This is a genomic window from Methylobacterium sp. P5_C11 (assembly GCF_054049775.1).
The window spans coordinates 1-21,194 of sequence record NZ_JBFULS010000033.1 but is presented as its reverse complement, the minus strand read 5'-3'; the positions used below and the strand labels follow the sequence as shown (position 1 = coordinate 21,194).

Annotated in this window: 18 protein-coding genes; 8 read left to right on the top strand and 10 right to left on the bottom strand. The window is 70.8% G+C overall.

Annotated features, from left to right (window positions below; translation table 11 throughout):
• Positions 1-70: 70 nt before the first annotated feature.
• Both ACXJKQ_RS17390 and ACXJKQ_RS17385 read right to left on the bottom strand, forming a co-directional pair.
• On the bottom strand, positions 71-1,819 hold the full coding sequence (locus ACXJKQ_RS17390) for a heparinase II/III family protein (protein WP_457106984.1): 1,749 nt from the start codon (positions 1,817-1,819) through the stop codon (positions 71-73).
• A gap of 205 nt (positions 1,820-2,024) precedes the next feature.
• The gene (locus tag ACXJKQ_RS17385; RefSeq protein WP_457106983.1) at positions 2,025-3,521 is read right to left on the bottom strand and encodes a helicase HerA domain-containing protein; all 1,497 of its coding nucleotides are present in this window, start codon (positions 3,519-3,521) and stop codon (positions 2,025-2,027) included.
• A gap of 154 nt (positions 3,522-3,675) precedes the next feature.
• Here ACXJKQ_RS17385 and ACXJKQ_RS17380 point away from each other — a divergent pair, with 154 nt between their 5' ends.
• The 5 genes from ACXJKQ_RS17380 (at position 3,676) to dksA (ending at position 8,968) form a co-directional block, all read left to right on the top strand.
• A complete protein-coding gene (locus tag ACXJKQ_RS17380) occupies positions 3,676-4,923 on the top strand; it encodes an Hsp70 family protein (protein ID WP_457106982.1) in 1,248 nt (415 codons plus the stop codon).
• A 466-nt stretch (positions 4,924-5,389) separates the two neighbouring features.
• A complete protein-coding gene (locus tag ACXJKQ_RS17375; RefSeq protein WP_457106981.1) occupies positions 5,390-5,800 on the top strand; it encodes a cupin domain-containing protein in 411 nt (136 codons plus the stop codon).
• A gap of 181 nt (positions 5,801-5,981) precedes the next feature.
• Positions 5,982-7,355: an MBOAT family O-acyltransferase gene (locus ACXJKQ_RS17370; protein ID WP_457106980.1), complete on the top strand. Its 1,374-nt coding sequence runs from the start codon at positions 5,982-5,984 to the stop codon at positions 7,353-7,355.
• A 2-nt stretch (positions 7,356-7,357) separates the two neighbouring features.
• Positions 7,358-8,365: a hypothetical protein gene (locus ACXJKQ_RS17365; RefSeq protein ID WP_457106979.1), complete on the top strand. Its 1,008-nt coding sequence runs from the start codon at positions 7,358-7,360 to the stop codon at positions 8,363-8,365.
• A gap of 183 nt (positions 8,366-8,548) precedes the next feature.
• On the top strand, positions 8,549-8,968 hold the full coding sequence (gene dksA / locus ACXJKQ_RS17360) for an RNA polymerase-binding protein DksA (RefSeq protein ID WP_012322444.1): 420 nt from the start codon (positions 8,549-8,551) through the stop codon (positions 8,966-8,968).
• Positions 8,969-9,016: 48 nt separating this feature from the next.
• Here the strand turns inward: dksA and ACXJKQ_RS17355 are convergent, their stop codons facing one another.
• From ACXJKQ_RS17355 to ACXJKQ_RS17345, 3 genes are read right to left on the bottom strand one after another with little or no spacing between them, the layout of a single operon-like run.
• Positions 9,017-10,726 (bottom strand): pilus assembly protein TadG-related protein, encoded by a 1,710-nt coding sequence (locus ACXJKQ_RS17355; protein ID WP_457106978.1) that lies wholly within the window; start codon positions 10,724-10,726, stop codon positions 9,017-9,019.
• Positions 10,698-11,354: a TadE/TadG family type IV pilus assembly protein gene (locus ACXJKQ_RS17350; protein ID WP_457106977.1), complete on the bottom strand. Its 657-nt coding sequence runs from the start codon at positions 11,352-11,354 to the stop codon at positions 10,698-10,700. Before ACXJKQ_RS17350 ends, ACXJKQ_RS17355 begins: the two co-directional genes overlap by 29 nt.
• Entirely contained in the window at positions 11,342-11,944 is a 603-nt protein-coding gene (locus ACXJKQ_RS17345) for a TadE/TadG family type IV pilus assembly protein (protein WP_457106976.1), read from the bottom strand. The genes ACXJKQ_RS17350 and ACXJKQ_RS17345 overlap by 13 nt, the downstream gene beginning before the upstream one ends.
• Positions 11,945-12,194: 250 nt before the next feature.
• Between ACXJKQ_RS17345 and ACXJKQ_RS17340 the strand changes: the two genes are divergently transcribed.
• A complete protein-coding gene (locus tag ACXJKQ_RS17340; protein WP_457106975.1) occupies positions 12,195-12,596 on the top strand; it encodes a hypothetical protein in 402 nt (133 codons plus the stop codon).
• Entirely contained in the window at positions 12,593-13,063 is a 471-nt protein-coding gene (locus tag ACXJKQ_RS17335) for a hypothetical protein (RefSeq protein WP_457106974.1), read from the top strand. The genes ACXJKQ_RS17340 and ACXJKQ_RS17335 overlap by 4 nt, the downstream gene beginning before the upstream one ends.
• A 3-nt stretch (positions 13,064-13,066) precedes the next feature.
• Here ACXJKQ_RS17335 and ACXJKQ_RS17330 read toward each other — a convergent pair whose 3' ends face one another.
• Positions 13,067-14,344, bottom strand: coding sequence for an NAD(P)/FAD-dependent oxidoreductase (locus ACXJKQ_RS17330; RefSeq protein ID WP_457106973.1), 1,278 nt, complete (start codon positions 14,342-14,344; stop codon positions 13,067-13,069).
• A 136-nt stretch (positions 14,345-14,480) separates the two neighbouring features.
• Between ACXJKQ_RS17330 and gltX the strand changes: the two genes are divergently transcribed.
• Entirely contained in the window at positions 14,481-15,821 is a 1,341-nt protein-coding gene (gene gltX / locus ACXJKQ_RS17325) for a glutamate--tRNA ligase (protein ID WP_457106972.1), read from the top strand.
• 1 nt (position 15,822) lies between these two features.
• On the opposite strand, the gene ACXJKQ_RS17320 is transcribed toward gltX, so the two are convergent.
• From ACXJKQ_RS17320 to ACXJKQ_RS17305, 4 genes are all read right to left on the bottom strand, one after another.
• Positions 15,823-17,109, bottom strand: a complete 1,287-nt coding sequence (locus ACXJKQ_RS17320) for a hemolysin family protein (protein ID WP_457107014.1) — start codon at positions 17,107-17,109, stop codon at positions 15,823-15,825.
• An 88-nt stretch (positions 17,110-17,197) separates the two neighbouring features.
• Positions 17,198-17,974, bottom strand: a complete 777-nt coding sequence (locus ACXJKQ_RS17315) for a class I SAM-dependent methyltransferase (protein WP_457106971.1) — start codon at positions 17,972-17,974, stop codon at positions 17,198-17,200.
• Positions 17,975-17,989: 15 nt separating this feature from the next.
• Positions 17,990-19,198, bottom strand: a complete 1,209-nt coding sequence (locus tag ACXJKQ_RS17310) for an MFS transporter (RefSeq protein ID WP_457106970.1) — start codon at positions 19,196-19,198, stop codon at positions 17,990-17,992.
• An 80-nt stretch (positions 19,199-19,278) separates the two neighbouring features.
• The gene (locus ACXJKQ_RS17305; protein WP_457106969.1) at positions 19,279-21,192 is read right to left on the bottom strand and encodes an OmpA family protein; all 1,914 of its coding nucleotides are present in this window, start codon (positions 21,190-21,192) and stop codon (positions 19,279-19,281) included.
• Positions 21,193-21,194 lie beyond the last annotated feature (2 nt).

Genomic DNA, 21,194 nt, shown 5'->3' with positions numbered 1-21,194 from the left:
CTTCGAGCCGAACGTTCGAGATTTTCCGGCGCGGTAGCATGGAACGGGTGAGCCCGGCCAGCCGACTCCGTCAGGGCGCCACCCCGCGCAGGGGTGCAGAGGCCAGGCGCTCGAAGCTCCAGCGAACCTCGACATCCTCGGACACGCGCAGGTGCAACACGATCTGATCGGTGCGGCGCGGCCCGGTCAGGCCCGAGAAGTAGACGCTCTCCTCCAGGGCAGTCTCCGCGTTCTCGGAACGGAAGACCCAGACCTCGCCGAGGGCCGAGGCGAGTTCGAGCCCCTCCGGGATGCTGCGCACGGCGATGCCGGGATGCAGGTGGAAACGGATCGCGACGTCCTGCGGACGCAGACGCCGCCCGCGGCTCAGCCCCTTGCCCTGGCGCAGGAAGGCGTCGCGACCTTCCAGGCGTGCCGTGGCGTGGAACAGCTGCCACCGGCGCTCGTGGACGATGCCGAAGTCCGGCCCGTAGCCGTCATGCCGGGCGGCGAGGACGATGCTGTCCGCCTCCTCGGCCCGCTCGGACGCCACCGCCGACGGGCCGCTGAGCACCACGGGTCCGCGCCGCCGGATCAGCCAGTCGGCCAGCTGCCGCTCGCCCCACCATCCGGTGCGGGTGAGGAACCGGCACGACGAGGTGTGGGCGACCACGGCCGTGGAGTGGGCGGCCGTCGAGCGGGCGAGGAGGCGCAGATCCGCACCGCTGGCCGGCAGGCCACAATTGACCACGATGCGCTGCGGACCGCTCGACATCTCGAAGGCCAGACAGCCGGCAGCGGCGTTCACCGAGTAGGGCAGCGGCGGACTCGCACCGACATCGGCGACGATCACGACCCGGCCACCCTCCAGGCGCTCGTAGCCCGAATTCGGCGCGTGCATCAGCGGCCGGGCGAGCGCACCGTCATAGACCAGGAGCGTCGCGAGATGGTCCGCGTCCGTGGCCCCCATGCCGTTGAAGTGGCTCAGCGAGGCATCGGGATGGCGCAGCAGCCGCAACAGCGGCAGCATCCGGTCGACGGCGCGCAGCAGGGCCATCGGCGGTTCGACGCTGCGGCTGAGGTAGCTCTGGCGCAACGGCAAGAGGTCGAGCAGCAGCTCCATGGCGAAGCGCGGGTCGCGGGAGCGGTGGCCGCCATCGGTCAGGATCTGGCGGTCGAGTTCCCGTGTCAGCACCCGGGTCGCCCGGCGCAGGATCGGCTGGATGCCGTCGCAGCAGAGGCCGGCGTAGCAGAGCGCCACCGCGGCGTTCAGGCGCCACTGCGGCGGCACCCCGCGCCGAAGGTCGCGCTCGAGCTGCTGCGCGTTGCGGCCGATGGCCTTGAGGAAGTTCTGATAGAAGCCATGGTCGGCGCCCTCCAGTACGAGGGGCGACTGGCACAGGAACGAGATCAGCCGGCGGGCTGCCACCGGCGTCTGGCGGGAGAGCGCGGCGTCGCCCCGACCGGCGATGAAGTCGGCCACGAAGGCACGGGCATTGGCCCGGGCCAGGGCCGTGTCGGCGGCGCGCAGATGGCGCAGCCAGCCGAAGCCGTAAAGCTCGTCGGCCCATTCCGGTGAGGGCGCCGCGTAGTCGAAGGGCGACCCGCCGCTCGCCGCCAGCGACCGGCCGGCGAAGACGAACAGGCCGGCATAGATATCGTCCGCGAAGGTGGCGTCGGAGGTACGCAGGTCCTGGGGGGCGATCACCAGTCCGGTCACCCGCATCCGGGCGAGGATGTCGGGCGAGGCGGTGAGGCTGGCACCGACGGCGCGGACCGCGCGCGCGGCCTCGCGCGCGACGAGCCGATAGAAGCGCCAGCGGTCAGGCCCCCAAGCCACGCGATCTCCGAGCTACGCGTTTTCACAAGGCCCCATGGCCTTGAGCCCTCATGTCCGAGGATCGGCTGGCACCCGTTACGTAAGGCTAGAAGGGGCCTCTTAACCGTCGGTTTACGCTCTGTCATGTCCGGCGCCGTCCAAGCGAAGCCTGTCCGGCCCTCCCACCCTGCGGTGGACGACGTCACCGATTGGAGGACGCCGGCCCCTAAACCGCCCGCCGCTTCGGCCCCGTCGGCAGGATCTGCGGCTCGCCCGGCCCGGTCTCGACGCCGAGATCCGGCACCGCGATGATCGGCGCCCCGCGCAGGTCCTTGCGGGAGATGATCGCGCCGCGCTCCTCGAGATAGGCCAGCATCCGCCGTGCCCGGCCGCCCGAACTCGTGCCGTACGCCTCGGCCAGCATCGCGTCGGTGGGGCAGGCCGCACCCTCGATCGCCGCGCGGGCCACCACCAGGAACAGTCCGGCGAGGTCATCCGGCAGGCCGGCCGCGATGCTTTGCGCCCGCTCCCAGCCGGAATTGTCGGCCACCTCTCCTCCCGCTTCGGCCCGCGCCACCGCCAGCCGCCGCTTGAACTCCGGCAAACCCATCGTGTCGCCGCGCAGGCGTCGGATCCGGCAGCGGACGGTGAAGTCCTGATAGAGCGTCGCCGGGGTACAGGCCGCCGCGTCGGCATCCGCCAGCACCGAGGCCAGCACCTCGGCGAGCGCCGTCTCGCGGGCCTCCGGATCCATCGGCTCCTCCTCCGGGTCCTCCGCGGGTGCCGGCGGCCGATAGTTGGCGAGCTGGACGAGGACGTCGGGGGCCGGGGTCGGCCGCGGCCTCGGACGGGGCATCAGCGGCGTCGCGACCTCCTCGGGACTCGCCGTCAGGATCAGCGCGCGCGCATCCTCCGTGGCTTCGGGCAGGGGGACGAGCACCGGCGAGGAACTCCGGCTCACCGTCGCGGTCGGCCCGACCGCGATGGTGAGCGGGCGCCGCGACAGGGCCGGCCCTAGGGCCACGAAATGTCCGCGCGGCAGATCGCGGAACGTCTCGGCCTGCCGGCGCTCCAGGCCGAGGAGGTCGGCGGCGCGGGCCATGTCGATGTCGAGGAAGGTCCGGCCCATCAGGAAATTGGAGGCCTCGGCCGCCACGTTCTTGGCGAGCTTGGCCAGCCGCTGCGTAGCGATGACGCCGGCGAGCCCGCGCTTGCGCCCCCGGCACATCAGGTTGGTCATCGCCCCGAGGGAGAGGCGGCGCGCCTCGTCCGAGACCTCGCCGGCTGCGGCGGGCGCGAAGAGCTGCGCCTCGTCCACCGCCACCAGCATCGGGTACCAATGGTCGCGGTCAGCATCGAACAATCCGCCCAGGAAGGCGGCGGCCGCCCGCATCTGCCCGTCGGCGTCGAGGTTCTCCAGCGACAGCACCACCGAGACCCGGTGGGTCCGCACGCGGGCGGCGATCCGCTGCAGGGCGACGTCGTCGCCGTCCGCCTCCACCACCACGTGGCCGTAGCGGTCGGCGAGGCTGGCAAAATCGCCCTCGGGGTCGATGATCGCCTGCTGCACGAGGCCGGCGCTCTGCTCCAGGAGCCGCCGCAGCAAGTGCGACTTGCCGGAGCCGGAATTGCCCTGCACCAGGAGCCGCGTGGCGAGCAGTTCGGTGAGGTCGAGGAGCGCGGGGCGCTCGCCGGTCAGGCCGAGATCGATGTCGGAACGCATGGCGCCTCATAGCACGATGCGGCGGCTCCGGGCGGCCCGCCGCGGCGCTGTCCACGCTTCCCGCGATGTCACCCGTGCGCCATCCGCCCTGGACCCCGGCGCCGCCACCCTGTAGGGCCACGCCCCTCCCAGCTTGTCCCGGATCCACCCCACGATGGCGGCCTGCGGCCTCGATTTCGGCACGTCGAACACCACCCTCGGGGCCGCCGGCCCGGAGGGGCCGACCCTGCTGCCCCTGGAGGGCGCGCACCGGACGATCCCGAGCGCGATCTTCTTCGAACTCGGCGAAGAGCCGGTCATCGGGCGGGCCGCCACAGAGGCCTATGTCGAGGGCCGGTCCGGCCGGCTGATGCGCGGCCTGAAATCCGTGCTCGGCACGCCGTTGATGGACGAAGCGACCCCGGTCGGCCGGCAGCGCATGCGCCTGCGCGACATCATCGCCCGCTACCTGACGGCCGTGAAGGAGCGGGCCGAGGCCGCCTGCGGGCAGAGCCTCGACAGCGTGGTCCACGGCCGCCCGGTCCACTTCGTCGACGGCGATCAGGAGGCGGACCGCCGTGCCGAGGACACCCTGAGGGCCATCGCGCGCGACGTCGGGTTCCGGAGTGTGTCGTTCCAGTACGAGCCGATCGCCGCCGCCCTCGATTACGAGCGGCAGGTGCGGTCGGAGGAGATCGCCCTCGTGGCCGATATCGGCGGCGGCACGTCGGACTTCTCCATCGTGCGCCTGTCGCCCGAGCGCCGGGGCCAGGCGGACCGTGCCGGCGACATCCTGGCCAACGACGGCGTGCGCATCGGCGGCACCGATTTCGACCGGCAGCTCAGCCTCGGCACGGTCATGCCGCTCCTCGGCCTCGGCAGCCCGATGCGCCGGGGCGACCTCGCCGTGCCGAACGCCTACTTTCACGACCTGGCCACGTGGTCGGCGATCAACCGGCTCTACAATTCGAAGACGCTGCGCGAGATCGACGAGGTGATCCGCGACTGCGCCCGGCCCGATCTGGTCGCGCGGCTGCGTGAAGCGGTCGAGGGCGAGCGTGGGCACGCGCTGGCTGGCGCCGTGGAAGTCGCCAAGATCGCCGCCTCGGAGCACGCCGCGACCTTGCTCGATCTCAGCCTCGTGGAGCGCGGGCTCGCGGTGCCGGTCGACCGCGGCACGCTCGCCGCGCAGACGGATGACCTCGCCCGGGCGGTGGCAGCCCGGATCGGGCGCTGCCTCGCGCAGGCGGAACTGGCGCCCGAGCGGATCGACGCCCTGTTCCTGACGGGCGGCTCCACCGGGCTGCCGCATCTGCGCACCGCGCTGACGGCCGCCTTGCCGGCGGCGCGCGTCGTAGAGGGCGACACGTTCGGCTCGGTGGGCCTCGGCCTGACGATCGAGGCGGCCCGGCGCGCAGCGTAGTTGCTCTCGCCGGTCGGCACCGGGCCGACAGCCTTGCGCGGGTCGCCGGTCGTCACCGCACTCCGCTCGTCATCGCCGCCGCAGGGCGTTGCCCGTGTCGTCCCGGGAACCACCGCCCTCTGGCCGGCAGGACGGATCCGGAGAACGCCGCTGTTCGGCAGACCCTGCCGGGTCGCCGCAGCCACCCGCGCCCGTCTCCCGACGGACGTCGCCCGCCAAGTCACGGCCGCCAGGCCGACCCCCAACTGTCCATCAAGAGCAAAGTGCCGGCCGTCTTCGCCTGCGATCAATTGCGTTGTCATACTGAAAAATTGCGCTTACATTTTTAAACTCTGTCAATCGCGATCAATTTGGTGTGACGATCAGGTAAAATCTGGTTTTTATACAAAATTGGCGTCCCGAGGTCATTCCTCGGTCCGAACAACCTGTTTCGAAGATCTGCGGTACGCAGGCGGGAAGGAAACGCATGTTGACCAGACGGATGTTCACGGGCTGCGCGATCTGCGCGGCGGTCGGATTCGTCGCGGATGACGCGTCGGCACAGGCACCGGCCGGATTGAAGCGAACGATTACTTCGCGCATCGATGGTCCGACCCCGGGCTACGAGACGCTCCAGGTCATCGTCGATATCGAGCCGAATTTCGTCATCGACTGGCACACGCACCCCGGCATTGAGGCGGGCTATGCCCTGGAAGGCGTCGGCGAATTGCAGATCAAGGGCGAGGCGGCGCGGACGATCAAGCCCGGCACCGCCTGGGTGACGGCACCGGAGACACCGCATACGCTGAAGAACGGAGCGGACGCGGCCAAGCTGTTCGTCACATTCACCGTTCAGAAGGGAAAGCCTCTGGCGACTCCGGTCCCGGCTCCGACCTGAGCGTCCCGGCCACCGCGCTTCAGATCCTCGAACCGTCATCGCCCGCGACCCGTCGGCGGTCGGCGATCCATGACGGCTTTCGGGCGGCGATTGACGGGCCGGCGCCGATCCTCGACAAGGCGGTCCCTCTCGCTCGGAGACAACGGCGGCCCATCCGGGCTCCTCCGCGCCGCCTCGCCCGATGCTGTTCAACTCCTTCGTCTTCCTCCTCGCCTTCCTGCCGGCCGCGCTCATCCTCCATGGGCTGGTGGCGCGCGCCGCCCCCGCATGGCGGCTGCCGCTCCTCGTCGGCCTGTCCTTCGTATTCTACGGCTGGTGGGACGTGCGATTCGTGCCTCTTCTCGCCGGCTCGATCCTGGCGAACTGGTGCGTCGCCCGCCTCTACCGCCGCTGGCCCGGCCCCTGGCTGATCCCGGCCGCCATCGCCGCCAACCTCGCCCTGCTCGGGGTCTTCAAGTACCTCGATTTTGCCGCCGACCTCGCCAACCTGATCCCGGGCTTGGAGACGCCGCGGCTCGGCCTCGCCCTGCCCCTCGGCATCTCGTTCTTCACCTTCCACCACATCATGTATCTCGCCGACCTGCGGGCCGGCCGGGCGCCGAGCTTCGGGCTCGTGAAATACGCCCTCTACATCGCCTTCTTCCCGCAGGTTCTCGCCGGCCCGCTCGTGCGCTGGAGCGAGATCATGCACCAGTTCGACGAGGCGCCGTATGCCCGGCCCGACGCCGCCGAGCGCTTCGCCCGCGGGCTCATGCTGCTCACGGTCGGGCTCGCCAAGAAGGTGTTCCTCGGCGATCCGCTGGCGGAATACGTGAACCCGGTCTTCCAGGCCGCCGCCGCCGGCAAGGCCGTCACGGTGGTGGAGGCGTGGCAGGCGACGCTGGGCTTCACCTTCCAGATCTATTTCGACTTCTCCGGCTACACCGATATGGCGCTGGGGATCGCCCTGCTGTTCGGCCTCGTCCTGCCGCAGAATTTCGACGCCCCCTACCGCGCCACGTCCCTGCAGGATTTCTGGCGGCGCTGGCACATGACCCTGTCGCGCTTCCTGCGCGACTACCTCTACATCCCGATGGGCGGAAACCGCCGCGGTCTGCCGCGGCAGGTCGGGGCGCTCGCCGCCACCATGACCCTCGGCGGCCTGTGGCACGGGGCGGGCCTGACCTTCCTCGCGTGGGGTGCGCTCCACGGGATCGGCCTCGGGGCCGGCCTGCTGGTCCGCCGGACCCGGATCGCGATCCCGGCGCCGGTCGGATGGCTGCTCACCAGCCTGTTCGTGGTGCTGACCTGGGTGCTGTTCCGGGCGACGAGCTTCGAGGCGGCACTGGTGATCTTCAAGGGCCTGTTCGGGCTGGCGCCCAGGGGCGCGGGCTTCAAGTGGCGCACCATCGCGATCGCCGCCCTGGTCGCCACGGTCGGACCCACCGCCTGGAACGCGGTGCACCGCCTGCCGCCGCGGCGCCTCCTCGCCGCCGGATTCGCCCTGGTGTTCGTGCTCGTCCTGCTGAAGATCGGCGACGATGCGAACTACGAGTTCATCTACTTCCAGTTCTGAGGATGGCGTCCGCTCCCCCCACGACCGACCGGGACTGGCGCCGCTTCGCCCGCACCCTGTTCCTGACGATGGCCGGCCTGTTTGCGGGCTACCTTGCCCTCGCGGTTCTGGTCGACCCCTACGATACCGGCCGGTCGACGCTGCTGTCCCGTGGCGCCGTGCGGCCGCAGGGACCCCGCACCGCCTCGGCCGTACGCGGGCGCGATCCGGCCTACAGGGGCGTCGTGATCGGCAACTCGCATATCCAGCTCATCGAGCCCGCGGCCCTGACCCGGCTCACCGGTGTGCCGTTCCTCCAGCTGTCGGTGCCGGCCACCGGCCCGGCCGAGCAGTTCGCGCTGCTCGGCTGGTACCTGCTGCACCATCCCCGACCGGAAGTGATCGTGCTCTCGGCCGACTCGTTCTGGTGCGCGGACGACCCGACGTTTCCGAGCGAGCACGGATTTCCCTACTGGCTCGTGGGCGACTGGCCCGCCTATCTGAGGGGGCTGATCCGCTTTTCGGCCGCGCAGGAGACCATCAACCGTCTGGGCTGGCTGCTGAACCGGCACCGCAAGATCGCCGCAGCCGACGGGTGGTGGGACTACGAGCGCAATTACCTGAGCCAGGGCTTCGGCATCGACCCGGCCAAGAAGGCGGCGCTCGAGAAGCCCGTCGGTCCCGAGCCCGAGCCGCACCACGGCGGCCCCTTCCCGATCGCGACGCGCCTGCGCGCCGAGCTGGCGCGGATCCCCGCGACGACACCGGTGGTCGTGGTCTTTCCACCCGTCTACGCCCGCGCCGAGCCATCGGCCGGCAGCCCCCGTGCGAAGGTCGAGGCAGCCTGCCGGACCGAAGTCCGGTCGGTCCTCGCGACGCACCCGTTGAGCACCGTGGTGGATTGGCGCGACGGCCGTCCCGAGGCGGCGGATCCGGACGAGTTCTTCGACCAGACCCATTACAGGCTGCCGCTCGCCCGGACGCTGACGAGCGAGATCGCGGCCGCGATCATCCGGTTGCGGGCCAGATGACAGAGCAAAACTTCTGTACCGTGGCCTGTTTGCCGCACGCACCGAGGCAGTGACAGCCAGTTACAACCGCTGCATCCGTGTGCGTTGTAGCGCTGAGGCACCTCGACTATACGGCACCTCACGTTATCGCCGCACACCGGCCATCCCCTGGTGGGCGGTTTACCAGCCAGTCGAGGGTGACGCATGGCGAAGGTGCAGCTGGAGGACGGCTACGTCCCGTCCGACGACGAGCCCTTCATGAATGACCGGCAGCGCGAATATTTTCGGCGCAAGCTGCTGAGCTGGAAGAACGACATCCTGCGCGAAGCGCAGGATACGCTGGTGGCGCTCCAGAGCGAGAACGAGAACCATCCCGATCTCGCCGATCGCGCCTCGTCCGAGACGGACCGGGCGATCGAGCTGCGGGCGCGGGACCGCCAGCGCAAGCTCACCGGCAAGATCGATGCGGCGCTGGCCCGCATCGAGGACGGCTCTTACGGCTTCTGCGAGGAGACCGGCGAGCCGATCTCCCTGCGCCGGCTGGACGCGCGGCCGATCGCCACCCTCTCCCTGGAGGCCCAGGAGCGTCACGAGCGGCGCGAACGCGTCTATCGGGACGACTGATCCGGCCCCGGCTGCGGGCCGGGATGCCGCTCTCTTCGACCGCAGGCTCTACTGCGTCAGCCGCAAAGCGCCGATGCTCGCCTGGATCGTCTGGAAGGCCTTGATCAGGTCGTCCGACGTGTTGGCGAGAAAGTATTGGTCGGGCGTCGAGGCGCAGTTCTTCAGCAGGGTCTGACCGGCCGCGTCGATGGGGTCGGACGGAATGCTGAACCCGATCGTGTAGATCGAGACGTTCACCGCCCTGGCGTTGCTGCAGGCCTCCGCGGTCAGGGCGTCGAGGGCGGAGCGGGCCGTGTTCGCGTCCGCGATGTTCTGATATTTCGGCGGCATGCGCGGATTGGCGGTCGAGCCGTTGGCGTTCTTGAAGTAGCCGGCCGCGAAATAGAGCGACCCGGTCGGCGCGTACGGGTTGGCGCTCCAGCTGTTGGTGCCGTCGGTCATCAGGATGATGACCTTGTTGATCGTCGTCGCGGACGAGCTGCTCGAACTCGGCGCATAGGGCTGTCCGTCGGCGAAGACGCTGTTGGGCGAGAGCGTGCGCCAGCCCCACATGAAGCCTTCATGGATGTTGGTCGACCCCATGGGCGCCATGTTGTTGATGAGGGTCTTCAGGGTCGACGTGCTGTTGGTCAGCCGTTGAAGCGGCTGGGTCGTGCAGCCGAAATTCGGGCCGTTCGGGATGCCGAGGGGGGATGCGGACACGGCGTCCGTCGGGTTGACGTATTTGCACGCCTGCCCGAGGGCCGTGGTGTACGAGTTGCTGTTCTGGCAGCTGCCGCCGGTGCGGTCATCGATGTAGCTGTTGTAGCTGTAGGCCGTCGGATTTTGGCTGCCGACCGGGAAGGGAGCGACCTGCGAGGTGCCATCCCCTGGCTCGTCCGGTGCCAGGAGCGGCACGTAGTAGGAATCCTTGTTCGAGGCGGAGGGGGCGCCGTCCTGCACGTTGAGCGGGTACGCAAGCGACTCGAGGCAGCCGGCCCAGCCCCAGGCGCGATTGACGGCCTGCAGCTTCGCGAAGACGTCGAATCGGCTCTTGAACGGCGTCGGAGGCGACTGGATGATATTCGTCCAGTGGTAGCTCGATACGCCGTTCAGATCGATCCAGGAGGCGTAGCGATAGGCGGTGGGATCCACCGCCACGGCACCCGCGAAGGGCACGATCGCGATCTTGGTCGCGCTGGAGAAGGCCGCGCTGGTGTAGACGTAGTCCACGAAGTTCGCCGCCGCGACCTGAACGGCCTTCAGCTTCGACTGGCCGCCGCTGGATTCCGCCATCGAACCGGTATTGTCGAGCACCAGCGCGATTTCGAAGGTCTTCGGCAGCGGGGTGGCGCATTGCGCGACGGCCCCCGGGTTGATCCGCTTGGTGCCGGTAAGCGCGCCGAAGAAGGTCGTCGACAGCTTGTGCGTGGTGAGGGTGATCTTGCGGGGGTTGCTGGTGATGGCCAGGGGATCGACCACCAGGTTCGCCGTCCCCATGGCGCCCGCCATGGTCGTCACGGCGAGGGTGTTGAGGTCGGCCTGCGGGGTCGCGAGCGGCGTCTGGCAGAGGAGCAGCGCCGTGGCGTCGGTCGCGGCCTGCAGCTTCGTCTCCAGCCGCGTGGCGAAACCGTAATCGATCGCAGCGCCGCCGAGCATCAGCATCGGCACGCTGAGGAACGCGAACAGCATGGCGACATTGCCGCCGCGATCCTGGACGAGGCGGTGTCGCCACCGCTTGGCCGCGCCGTCAGGACGCGCGATTGATCGTCGTGCCATCGCAATTCGCGTGATTGGCGTCCGGAAGGACGACTTCGGTGTAGGTGTTGGTGCCGTAGGTTTTTCCGCCACGGGTCGGCCACGGCGCGCTGCTCGTGAACGTGATCGTGTCGCCAACGCCCCTGGCGAGCTTGACCAGGGCGCTTCCGATCATCGGTGCGTAGGTGATGCTGACCTCCGCCAGGACGTAGCGCATCCCTGCCGTCTGGTAGCCGTCCGGGACGGTGAGGCCGGTCGCGGTCCCGGGTCTGCGCGCGGTGGCGTTGGCATTGGCGACGCTGGAGCAGACCAGCGGCACCGGGCTCGGATTCTTCAGGTCGACGCCCATAGCGCTGACCACGATCCTGACCTTCGACGTATCGAACGGGCGCATCACCGCCGTGGCGGAGGCGATGATGTCGTTCATCAGGGTTGGGCTGATCGGGTTCTGCGTGTCGCCCTGCGCGGTCAGGTCCGCGACGGTACGGGCCAGCTGCGTGAGCTTGCGCCACTCGTCGATGGCGTGCGCAACCTCGGTCATGCCCGCCCAGATCGCGAGCAGAAGCGGCAGGATGACGGCGAATTCCACCATCGCACTGCCACGCCTGTCGCGCCGCAGCCGTGCGGCCCGGCGGGTCAGGACGGGCATGGGCTCGCTCCGACGATCTGGTAAGGCTCGGTCCGGAACACCGCGGTGGAGGTCAGAAGGCTCGATCCCGTGCTGGACCCGCTGGTGAATTGCCGCGTGTTCAGACCCATCAGGTTGAAGAAGGTCGGGAACGGCACCGCCGCCGTGACGATCACGATCGTCCCCGGCTGCGCACACCGGTAGTTGGTTCCGAAACTGGTGCTCCAGGTGCCCGTCGCGGTGTCGATCGACTTGCTCGCGCTGGCGCCCGAGAAGGTGCTCGCCGTCGCGACGTCGATCTTGGCGTTCTGGCAATTGAAGACGTTGGCGATGGGCGCGTTGGCCGGCCCGCACATCCGCGTCTTCAGCGCAGCGAGCAACGTCGCGGGATCGGTCTGACCCGCCGTATCGAGCTGGAACTGACCGGTGAAGATCGTTCGGACGGCATTCTGCAGAGCGCGATCGAAGTTCTGCGTGGCCCAGATCTGGAAGGCGATCTGGATGATCGCGCCGCACAGCGCCAGGAACGGCAGCGCCACGAGGGCGAACTCCACGGCGGCGGCGCCGCCGGCATCACGCCCGAGCGCCTTGAGAAGACAACCTGACGTCACTCTATTCGCTAGGCGTATTGGTCCTCGGCCGTTCATGAGCAAACAGAGCGATTCAATCCAAACATCACGACTGATGTGGCCACAAGTCTTTGCGAAAGCCTTAATCTGATCGCGCAGACCCGGCGCGCTACGGTGTTTTCACTATGGGTTGTGTACACAGTGTCGCGATCGGCCGGATCCGTTGACGCATCGTGGCCCCGCACCAGTTCGGTCTCCGCAGGCGTGGCCGGAGAACCGCAAGAGAGCCTCTTTGATCGCGATCGTCGCCGGAGCGGCGGCGACGCTCGCGCTCACCGGCTGCGAGGCCCCGAAACCCGGGCCGGCCGGGCCTCCGGGCGCGAAGGGGGATCAAGGTCCGCCGGGGCCGCAGGGACCCGCGGGACTCAACGGCGCCACGGGCGCCCGGGGTCCGACGGGCGAGACCGGACCGGTCGGACCGCCGGGACCGTCCGGCCCGGCCATGAACAGCCAAGTGCGCCTCGACGTCGCCTGCCGCCGCGACGAGGAATTGATCGGCGCCTATTGCCGGGGCATGGCCGTCTTGCCGTCCGTAACCGTCACGGACGGCGTCTCCACGGTCAGCTGCCTGGACATGACCGCCAAAGCCGCCAAGGATGCCGAGCCCGTCGCGGTCTGCATGAAGACGCCATGAGATTCCTCCTTCCGACCGTCCTAGCGGCATCGGTGTCCGGCGCCGCCTGCGCGCAGCCGTTCGTTCCGTCGGAACGCGCGGCGATCGACCTCGTGAAGGACCGGCGCACCGCCGGCTTCACCACCGTGGCGCGGACGCTGGCCTATGCGCAGCGTGCGACCGGAGGCGCCTTCCGTTTCGGCGGGTACCAGGTCGATTATCGCCCGGGCGCGCCCTTCGCGCGGGTGCGGATCTGCTACCGCCTGGGGATCGACCCGCCGACCTGCGGGCTCGACTACCGCGTCGCCGTCAATCCCGCCCATGTCGAGCCGGCCGACCGCTTCAACGGCCTGTCGCGCGATCTCGAGCACGGCCCGCAGGCGTTCCTGCGGGCGCTCGCCCGCGAGGCCGATCTCCAGCGGCAGCCGGACGCACTGCGGAAGATCCAGGCGGCGCTGGAGCCGTACAACCCCTACGACTGGCGCTGACGATCAGATCAGCCGCGGCCACCGCAGGAGCCGCTCGGGCGCGAAGGCCGCCACCGGCACCGCCGGATCCCGCCCGGCGGCGAGGTCGGCGATGATCTCTCCGGTGATCGGTCCGGTCGAGAGGCCGATATGGCCGTGGCCGAAGGCGAAGAGCAGACCCTCGTGCCGGGGCGCCCGGCCGATCACCGGCATCCCGTCGGGCGTCGACGGACGGGACCCGAGCCAGGGCTCGTTGTCGAGGGGGCCGCCCAGCCGGAGGGTTCCGGCGGCCTCGCGGGAGGCCGCCTCGATCTGGGTGTGGTCCGGGGCGGCCTGACGGGCGTTGAGTTCCACGCCCGACAGGACCCGCACCCGCCGGTCGCCCATCGGCGACAGGATCGAGCCGGCACCGGTATCGAGAACCGGCCGCGTCAGCGGCGGGCTATCCGGATGCAGGGCATAGTGGCGATGGTAGCCGCGCTCCTCCGCCACGGCGAAGCGGTAGCCCAGGGTTCTGGCGATCGCGCCGGAGGCCGCGCCGGCGGCCAGGACGACCTGCCGGGTTTGGACCACGCCGCCCTCGTGAGCCACGCGCCATCCGTTCGACCCGGGCTCGAGGCGCGCGACGCTGCCCCGCAGGCGGCGCCCGCCGAGCCCCGCGAACAGGTCCTCGCAGGCCTCGATCAGCCGGCCCGGCTCACGCACCGAGCCCGTCTCGGTGAGCAGCATCGCCCGCGCGTAGGGACGCACCAACGCGGGCTCCAGGGCATGCAGGGCGGCCGGGTCGAGGATCTCGAACGCGACCCCGTGCCCCGCCAGGATCTCGCGCTCCAGGGCCGCGGCGGCGAAGGCGGCCTCCGTGCGGTAGACCTTGAGCCAGCCGGTCCGCTGCAACCGATCACCGGTTCCCGCCCGGGCCGCGAGGCGCTCGTGGGCCGGATAGGCGGCACTCGTCAGGGGCAGCAGCGCCGCGGCGGCGCGGCGCCATCGGGAGGCCCGCGCGGCCGCGAGGAAATGCGCCGTGTAGGGGATGATGCGCGGGAGATGCGCGTGGTTCAGGCGCAGGCCCCGATCGGCATTGCACAGGTAGGCCGCGAGCTTGCCCCACAGCGCCGGGCTCGACATCGGCAGGATCGACCCGCGGCTGACAACGCCGGCATTCCCGTAGGAGGTCCGCGCCCGCGCCTCGCCGGGATCGCACAGGACGACGTCGAAACCGCGGTCCCGCAACGCGATGGCGCTTGCGAGGCCGACCATCCCGCCGCCGACCACCACGATGTCGGCTGTCTCACCCGTCGCCATGCCGCTTCAGTCCGCCCTGCACCAGGGGCGACCTTCTGACGGGTTTTCGCGGTCCTGGGTAGCGGAGCGCGGACGGAGGCCTTTACCGGCGCGAAGTCCCGCGCACATTCCCGTGGAGATCGGCTAGAGAGCGGGCATGACCCTCGTCCGCTTCGCCCCCTCGCCGACCGGCTATCTCCACATCGGCAACGCCCGGCCGGCCCTGCTCAACGCCCTGTTCGCCCGCCGGACCGGGGGCCGCTTCCTGCTGCGTCTCGACGACACCGACGCGGAGCGCTCCACGGAGACCTTCGCCGCCGCGATCCGGGAGGATCTGGCCTGGCTCGGCATCGAGCCCGACCTGTTCGCCCGGCAGAGCGCCCGCAAGGCCCAGCACGACGCCGCGGCCGAGCGCCTGCGCGCGGCGGGCCGGCTCTATCCCTGCTACGAAACCCTGGAGGAGCTGGAGCGCCGCCGCCGGCGCCAGCTCGGGCGGGGCCAGCCGCCGATCTACGACCGGGCGGCCCTGCGCCTCACCGCCGAGGAGCGCACGGCGCTGGAGGCCGAGGGCCGCCGGCCGCACTGGCGCTTCCTGCTGGAGGCGCGGACCGTGACGTGGGACGATCTCGTCCGTGGTCCGGCCCATGTCGATTGCGCGTCCCTGTCGGATCCGGTGCTGATCCGAGCTGACGGCAGCTACCTCTACACGCTGCCCTCCGTGGTGGATGACGCCGATCTCGGCGTGACCCACGTCATCCGCGGCGAGGACCACGTCACCAACACCGGCGTGCAGGTGCAAATCTTCGAGGCGCTGGGCGCGGCCGTTCCAATCTTCGGGCACCATAATCTGCTGACCACGGCCGACGGGGAAGGTCTGTCGAAGCGACTCGGACATCTGTCGCTGCGCGGCCTGCGCGAGGCGGGCTACGAGCCCGCGGCGGTGCGCTCGCTGGCGGTGCTCACCGGCTCGGCCGAATCGGTGCGGGCCGTGCCCGACCTCGACACCCTCGCGAGCCTCGTCGATCTCGGCGAAATCTCGCGGGCGCCGGCCCGCTTCGACCCGACCGAACTCGACGGCCTCAACGCCCGCCTCGTCCACGCCCTGCCCTACGCCGCGGTGGCCGAGCGCCTCACGGCTCTCGGCATCCCGCAGGACTCCGCGGAGGCCTTCTGGCTTGCGGTGCGGGCCAATCTCATACGGGTGCCGGATGCTGCCGCATGGTGGCAGGTGGTTGCCGGCCCGGTCACGCCGGTGCTGTCGGAGCCCACGGTGATCGCGGCCGCGTGCGAGACCTTGCCGCCCGCGCCCTTCGGCCCCGACACCTGGAAGACCTGGACGGCTGAGATCCGCAGCCGGACCGGCGCGAAGGGACGGGGCCTGTTCATGCCGCTCCGACTCGCCCTGACCGGTCTGGAGCACGGCCCGGACCTCGCGGGCCTGCTGCCGCTGATCGGGCCGGACCGCACGGCGCGGCGGCTGGCCGGCGAGACCGCCTGAGCTACCCGGCCTCGGCGTCCGCCAGCTTGGTCGCCAGCAACTTGTCGACGCGCCGTCCGTCGAGATCCACCACCTCGAAGCGCCAGCCGGCGATGTCGCAGGTCTCGCCGGTCTCCGGGAGACGCTGAAGCATCGCGATGACGAGGCCGGCCGCGGTGGCGTAGTCGCGCGAGGGCGGGAGCCGCAGGCTCAGCCGATCGGCCAGTTCGTCGGCGGGCATCGAGCCGGCGATCAGCCAGGATCCGTCCGCGCGGCGGACCGCGTCCGGCTCCGTATCCTCGGCCGGGAACGCCCCCGCGATGGCGTCGAGGATGTCGGCGGGCGTCACGAGGCCGTCGAAGTGCCCGTACTCGTCGTGCACCAGCGCCATGGGCACCGGCGCCTTGCGCAGGGCCTCCAGGGCATCGAGGGCGTCGAGGGTGTCGGGCAGGACCGGGGCGCGGCGGACATGCGCGCGCAGGTCGAGCGCTTCGCCCCGGGCAAGAGGGCCGATCAGGTCGCGCAGCTGCAGCACGCCGATCATCGCGTCGGGACCGCCATCGGCCACGGGCAGGCGCGCATAGGCGCTGCTGAGCACCCGTGCCCGGACGACCTCCGGATCGTCGGTGAGATCGATCCAGACCACGTCGGTGCGCGGGGTCATGACGCCGCGGACCAGCCGATCGCCGAGCCGCAGGACACCGGAGATCATCGCCCGCTCGTCGCCCTCGATGACACCGGCGGTCTCCGCCTCGGCAACGAGGCTGCGGAGTTCCTCCTCGGTCACCGCGCTGGCGCTCTCGGTCTCCTGGCCGATCAGCCGGAACACCGCCCTGGTCGAGGCGTCGAGGAGCCACACGGCCGGCAGGGCGGCCCGGGAGACCACGCGCATGCCGGGCGCCACCGCGCAGGCGATCCGTTCAGGGTCGCGCAGGGCGAGATGCTTCGGCACCAGCTCGCCGATGATTACCGACAGGTAAGTGATCACCGCGATCACCAGGGTGTAGCCCAGCGTGTCCGCCAAGCCCTTGCTCAGGCCGAGGTCGATCAGCACCAGGGCGAGGCGGTCGCCTAAGGCCGCCCCCGAGACCACACCGGACAGGATGCCGATCAGGGTGATCCCGATCTGCACGGTCGACAGGAAGCGTCCCGGCTCCTCGGCCAGCGCCAGGGCGGCCTGCGCACCGGGCCGGCGATCCTCGGCGAGAGCCCGAAGCCGGCTCTTGCGCGCCGACACCACGGCCAGCTCCGACAGCGAGAAGACGCCGTTGAGCGCGATCAGCAGGATGACGACGACGAGTTCGATCAGGCCGGATCATTGAGCCGCGACCCTGCCGGGCGGGGGCGGCTCCCTCTGGTGGCGCGAGGCTGCAACATGGGAGCGCGTCTGCGGCCGGTCAACGGCCAAGCCTCGGGCGCGCCTCGATCAGTGCGGCATCGAGCAGGAAGCTGCCGTCGGACTCGATGCGGAAATGGGCGGTGACCTCCGCGGGCGCCACCGCCTGAAGGGACCGGATCGCCGCGACATGGGCTGCGGGCGTCCGCATCCGGGCGATCCAGCTCGCGAACTCCATGCGCGGCCGGCTGGGGGTCGTGTTGTCGACATCGAAGCCCGCGACCTCCAGCAAGGCGCGCCATTCCGACACCCGGTAATCGCGCACATGCGACGAGTCGCGAAGCAGTTCCAGCGCCTGCAGGTGCGTGTCGAGCAGCGGATCCTCTGGGGCGACGATGTCGCTGACGACGAGGAACCCGTCCGGGCGCAGCACCCGCCGCGCCTCCGACAGCGCGGCCGCCACATCGCGCCAGTGATGGGCGCTGTAGCGGGTCAGGACCGCATCGAACGCGGCGTCCGGGAAGGACAGGACCTCGGCGCCGCCCTGACGGGTCTCGACCCGGTCAAGGCCGCGCCTTGACGCCTCGGCGGCGACCGCCGCCAGCATCTCGGCCGACAGGTCGTAGGCCGTGACCACGGCGCCGGCGGCGGCGGCCGCGAAGGAGACGTGGCCGCCGCCGCAGCCGAGGTCGAGAACCCGCGCCCCCGGCCGGGCGCGGACCCGTTCGCCGATCCGGTCGAGGTCGGCACCGGCGGCGTGCACGGCGCTCGTGACGTAGGCGGCGGCCTGCGCTCCGAACTGGTCGACGACGTGTCGCACGTGGCTGCGCTCGCTCATGGGCGGATCTCCGGTTCAGGTCGCCAGCGGCGCGAGGCGGGACAGCCGAAGGGCGATGATCAGTGCCAGACCGTACAGTCCGCCCACGAACAGCACCACGCCGTTCCAGCCAGAGTGGGCGAAGAACCAGCCGCCCGCGGTGCCGAGGACCGACGAGCCCAGATAGTAGAGGCACAGGTAGATCGAGGAGGCCTGCGCGCGGTCCCGCAGGGCGCGCCGCCCGACCCAGCTGCTCGCGACCGAATGGGCTCCGAAGAAGCCGATCGTCGTGACCACGATGCCGCTCACGATCAGCAGGATGCTGTCGGCGAGGGTCATCAGGATGCCGGCGAGGCCGACGCCCGTGGCGAGCCACAGGACCCGCCGCCGCCCGAAGCGGCTCGCCAGCTCACCGGTGACAGGGCTGCTCACCATCCCGGCGACGTAGACCGAGAAGATCAGGCCGATCACCGTCTGGCTCAGCGAGAACGGCGGATCGAGCAGGCGGAAGCCGATGTAGTTGTAGATGCAGACGAAGCCGCCCATCAGCAGGAAGGCCTCGGCGAACAGCCACGGCAGGCCGGCATCGCGGAAATGATGGGTGAAGCTGCCCGGCACCTCCCGCCACGCCAGGCGGCGGGGGACGAAGCGGCGCGAGGGCGGAAGCCCGCGCCAGAACGCCACGGCGGCGGCGAGCGCGAGGCCGCCGATCAGGGCGAGCCCGGCGCGCCAGCCCAGATGGTCCGCCATGACTCCGCTGATCAGGCGGCCCGACATGCCGCCGAGGGCATTGCCGCCGACGAGCAGTCCCATCGACAGGCCGATCGCCTGTGCGTCCATCTCCTCGGCGAGGTAGGCCATGGCCACGGCCGGCAAGCCGCTGGCGGTCAGTCCGGCAAGGGCGCGCAGGGTCAGAAAGCCGTACCAGCCCGGCACGAGGGCCGCCACGATGGTGAGGAGCGCCGATGCGACCAGCGAGGCCAGCATCACCGGCTTGCGCCCCCAGAATTCCGAGAGCGGGCTGACCGCCAGCAGCGCCACCGCCAGCAGGCCGCAGGGCAGCGACAGGGCGAGGCTGCTCTCGGCCGGCGAGACGCCGAATTCATCCGCGAAGATCGGCAGCAGCGGTTGCACCGCATAGAGCACCGCGAAAGTCGAGAACCCGGCGGCGGCGAGCGCCAGCGCCGTGAGGCGGAAGACCGGTGTGCCCGACCGGATCAGCCCGCCGTCCGCCTCGCTCGCCATCGCCGTCCCGTGCTGCGCATACTCGCCCGGTGGTGAGGCTGAAGCCCGGCGCCGTCAACCGTCGGTGCCGGGCCGCGTCCTCAGCGCGGCGGCGGGGCCTGTCCCTGACCTTGCTGGAGCAGCGGCGTGATCCGTCGGACCGTGACGCGGCGGTTCTCCCGCGACGGGCTCTGCGTGTTCACCTTCAGGTACTGTTCGCCGTATCCCTGCGTGGTCAGGTTCTCCGGGGGCACCTGGAACTGCTGGGTCAGCACGGTCGCCACCGACTGCGCCCGCCGGTCCGACAGGGACAGGTTGTCGATGTCGGACCCCACCGCGTCGGTGTAGCCCTCGATCAGGAAGACCTCCTGCGGGTTCGCCCGGATCGCCTTGTTGATCGCCGCGGCGATGACCGACAGCCGCGCCGCCTGATCCGGCGTCACGGTGAACGAGCCGGTGTCGAAGGTGATCGTGTCGATGTCGACCGACCGCATCCGCGCGCGCAGATCCGGGCTGTAACGGATCTGATCGAGCGTGTAGCGGCGGTCGACCGCGACCACCGGCGGCGCCGTGAGCGCCTCGTACACCGTCCCCTCGTCCGCCTGATCGTACTCGACGATGTAGCGATCGCGCGGAATCCGGATGTCCGGCGGCGGCAGCACGACGACGTCCTCGTAGATCGGCCGCGGCGGTCCGGCATAGCTGTTGTCGATGATCAGCACCTCGCGGCCGTCGCGGAAGCGGCGGTAGCGGCGCAGCAGCCTGCCTCCATCATCCGTGACGGTGACGATCTGCTCGCCGCCCGGCCGGTCGATGAAGCTGTAGAAATCGGCTCCGCGCCGTTCGTAGCGGTAGCCGCGCGGGTCGAGATCCCGGAAGCGCTCGTTCTCGTCGTGGCGGATCAGGTAGGTGTCGCGATCGCGGACGATGATCCGGCCCGGCTCCCGATAATAGGTGTAGCCCCCCTCGCTGTACTCGCGCCGGTCGCGCCGGACCTGCTCGTAATTGCGGACGTCGTCGTCCTGGCGGAAGCCGCCCGGGATGTAGCCCGGTTGACCGGGCGCGTTGAAACTGCCGCGATCAGCCGGGCGACCCGGGCTCGGTTGAGCCGGCTGGCCCGGCAGCACCGCGCCCGGCGGCACCCCGCCTGGCGCCGGAGCCTGACCCGGAGCCGGTGATTGTCCCGACGGCTGGAACGGCCGGCCTGGTACGCCCGGCGCCATGTTCGGCGGGACGGGACGTCCGGGCTCCGCGCCGGGAGCGCCATTGGTCTGGAGACGACCATCGGGCTGGACGTCCTGGCGCTGCACCGGCCGGCCGGGCATGCCCGGAGCCATGTTGGGCGGCACGGGCCGACCCGGCTCCGCGCCGGGGCCGGCATTCGGCTGCGTACGGCCTTCGGGCTGCGCATCCGGCCGCCGATCCGGCCGGCCCGGCGCGCCGGGCGCCACATTCGGACCCGCGCCGGGGGCGGCGTTCGGAGGCGGCGATCGTGTCTCGGGGGCGGGTGTTGCGGGACCTCCGGGCCGCTGCCCGGGCGGTCCGCGGTCCGGCGCTGCATCCCGCGGGCCCGCACGGTTCGGAACTGCATTTGGGGACGGGCGGTCCCTGTCCGGCGCCTGCCGCTGCTGTGGGGGCGCCGAGGGCCGCTCGGTGTCGGGGCGGCTAGCAGGACCGCCCTCCCGGTCCTGACGCTGCGGACGCTCGACGCCGGGCCGGGCGGGGGCCGCGCGCTCGTCCGGACTCCGCTCCTGGGTCGCCCGGCCCGGACGATCCGGCTGCCGATCCTGTTGGCGTTCCTGCTGACGTTCTTGCTGCCGCTCCTGCTGACGCTCCTGTCGCTCCGGTGCGGGCGCCCGCGGAGCCGGCGGTTCCGGCCGGCGGTCGGGTGCACGCTCCCGCGCGGGCGGCTCGGCCTGAGGTTGGCGCTGGGCCGGCGGCTCGGCCCGCTCCCGTGCGGCGGGGGGTGGCGCAGGCCGCTCCGGCCGAGGCTCGGGCCGATCGCTCGGGCCGATCG